Below are 2,806 nucleotides of genomic sequence, written 5' to 3' on the forward strand. Positions count from 1 at the left end.
CTATGTGAAGGATCATCACCATTCCCGGTTCCTTGAGATGCTGTCGAGGGCTGGCCTCCCCGGCTCCTAGCCACATCATTGGCGTAGACACCGGCATACGAAGCTGGAGGCTTCCGTCCTCCGCCCAGGCATCGAAAGCAGATAACGCGTTGGCATTTCCGGCCAGGTCGACCTATAAGCTACCCTGCGATTGAGGTATTCGGCGCCGCACGCCGTCGCGCCGGCCAGGGCATTCGGCCGATTTGCGGCGGGGGCTGTCATGGCAGGCGATAGCGTTCACGCGACGCGTGCCCAAACTTTATTGAAGCTATGAAGATGCAACATTATCAAAGGTTTAGGATAGCCATAGCCCCTGGATGGGGCAGATAGATAAGTAATATCAGATAGTTACTGGAGCCCGTGTGCAAAAATCGCACACGAAAGTTCACCTTCTCTTCTTTTCGTTCCCGCGATGCCGCCGCCGACAACCGTTTTTGCCGCTCTCCTGCCGACCATTTCGACCGCTACCATGCGATGTTCGCCGGGGTATCCGTGAACCTCATTGTCTACTGCAGCATCCCGTTTGCCTGGGGACCTGTAAGCTTTCCGTACTTTCGGCCTCGCGCCGCCACCGAATTGTGGGCACATATGAAAGCAGTCGGAATGCATGATTCAAGTGTGCGACAAGCGTGATCGGTGCGCTCACCCATCGCAATTTGTATAGGGCGGCAACACCTCATCGAGCCTGGTGTGCATTGGGCGGGACTTGACGTTCGCAGTTTTGGTTCGCTACGGCTCGTTTTGGTTCGCTACGGCTCCCCAGGCCGAAAGAAATGCAACTACGAGTTGCCGATTCAAAACTACGCCAGAACCTTCCGTCAAGACGCGCATGCGTGACCGCGAGCGCGGAGCGCATCGAATTGGCCGGCGGGCCTGAGCCATCATTTGCCCGTGATAAGGGTGAAGTGCGAACGCGCGAGCTCACTGAGATCGGAATTCCCAGCAGCTATCTGGCCCGTGTGTGCGACGAGGGGCTGCTCAGCAAGGTTGGCTGTAGAATCTACCGCGCCATAGAACGCGAGGTGGGATCATTAGATGTTGGCCAAGCCGTGGTTTGCGGAGAGCATTCTTGACGTCGTTAACACGCTGGAACAGGGCCGTGCTCATGCACTTCCGCCCGGCCTATGTGGCCAAAAGGTTCGCCCGGTCACCCTCGCATCCGGACAGGGTGGTGACCTTCGCGCCGCAGCCGCTGGAGCGGCCAAAGGGCTAGGACGCCGCTCCCATCCATCAGGTCCAGGCAGCGAAATCCTTGAAACCGTGTCCGGTCACAATGCAGATCACGGTATCGCTCGATCCGATTGAGCCTTTTATGAACAGATCCCGGGCAGCAGCGAGAGAGGTCGCGCCCGTCGGTTCACAGAAAAGACCGGCTTTGTGCGCCAAGTCGATCATCGCCGCGCGAATATCCGCATCTCCGACGGCGTAAGCAACGCCCTTGCTCGCGCGGACAAGCGAAAGCGTCAGGCTGCCTTCCTCGGGATAGCCCAGCAACGGGTCCGAAATGCCCGAAGCGATCGTCTTGGGGCTCTCCCAGCTATCAACCTCGATTTTTCCGTCCTCGAAGGCCCTTGCTATCGGAGCACAGCCGTCAGACTGCGCCGCGATCAGGCGAGGCACTTTGCCAGCCCTATCCATGAAGCCCTGAAAGACGCCTTTAACCAACGGTCCGGAACTTGTCGGGATGGCGATCCAATCGGGTCCGACGCCTTCCATCTGCTCATGGAGTTCCTGCCCGATCAGCCGCAAGGCATCTACGCCATAAGGATTCAGATAGGTCGTCGTCAGGTTTGCATAGCCGGTCTCGGCGCAACGTAGTCTGGCATGTTCAAACGCGTTTCCGTAATGGCCGGGCACTTGCTCAAGCATGGCGCCATAGGCGAGAATCTGCGCCAGCTTGCCACGCGGCGTCGTATCCGGGCAGACGATGATGGCGGGAATTCCGACATTCGCGGCATAGCAAGCGGCAGCGGCACCGGCGTTGCCGCTCGACGCACTGACGATCCCCTTCGCTCCAAGCGCGATCGCCTGGCTCAATGCCGCTGCCACAAGGCGGTCCTTGAAGGAGCCGGATGGATTGCGGGTTTCGTCCTTGACGAGCAACCGGCCTCTGAAGCCGACGTGGAGGAGATCGGATCTGAGTTCTCGAAGCGGCGTGCCGCCTTCTCCAAGAGTAATATCATCTGCGACGAAGTCAGCTCTGAGCCAGCCGCGCCCTTCCGGTTTTTGACGCGTGACCTCCAGTATGCCGCCGCAATCGGGACAACGGTAGACCAGGGTCGGCGGCCGGGTGGCATTGCAAGCGATGCAGCGCAGCCTCAGTTGCCGGGACGGGGTTTCGGCCCCCGGAAGAACCGCGAGCGTCATTGCATCATTCCGCGCGCTGCGACAGGGAAGACGCATTCGACCCGTTTGCCGCGCATGCCGACATACCAGTCATAGCGGTCGACCGTTGGATCGCAATGGCCGGGAACGAGACGCAGCGTTTCTCCGATGGCAAGGCTTCCGGGATCCGAACGCAGGATGAGCGAACCGTGCTCGTCGGATGCGCCGGCATAGTCGATATCCTGCCTGGCGTGAATGAGAGGAAGTCCGCTGTCGATAGCAATCCCCTTGTGGCCGCAGTCCAGAACCGCGATGCCGTGACGGGCCGCACTCATGACGGTGCTCAGCACGAACAGCGATTGTTCGAAATCGGGAGCGGGACGATTTCGTGCATAGTCGGCATCCATGAACACATAGGAGCCGGCCTGGAGCTCGTTGTAGA

At 59.5% G+C, this 2,806-nt stretch carries 1 protein-coding gene and 1 pseudogene; both read right to left on the bottom strand.

Features of this window, described 5'->3' with window-relative positions; translation table 11 throughout:
- Window positions 1-1,269 precede the first annotated feature (1,269 nt).
- Window positions 1,270-2,406, bottom strand: a complete 1,137-nt coding sequence (locus tag EN939_RS28425; protein WP_127270354.1) for a threonine synthase — start codon at window positions 2,404-2,406, stop codon at window positions 1,270-1,272.
- Window positions 2,403-2,806, bottom strand: a pseudogene (locus EN939_RS28430) (DSD1 family PLP-dependent enzyme); the annotation flags it as partial. The pseudogene EN939_RS28430 and the gene EN939_RS28425, both read right to left, overlap by 4 nt.

The sequence above is a fragment of the Mesorhizobium sp. M7A.F.Ca.CA.002.05.1.1 genome, assembly GCF_003998335.1.
Lineage (GTDB): Bacteria > Pseudomonadota > Alphaproteobacteria > Rhizobiales > Rhizobiaceae > Mesorhizobium.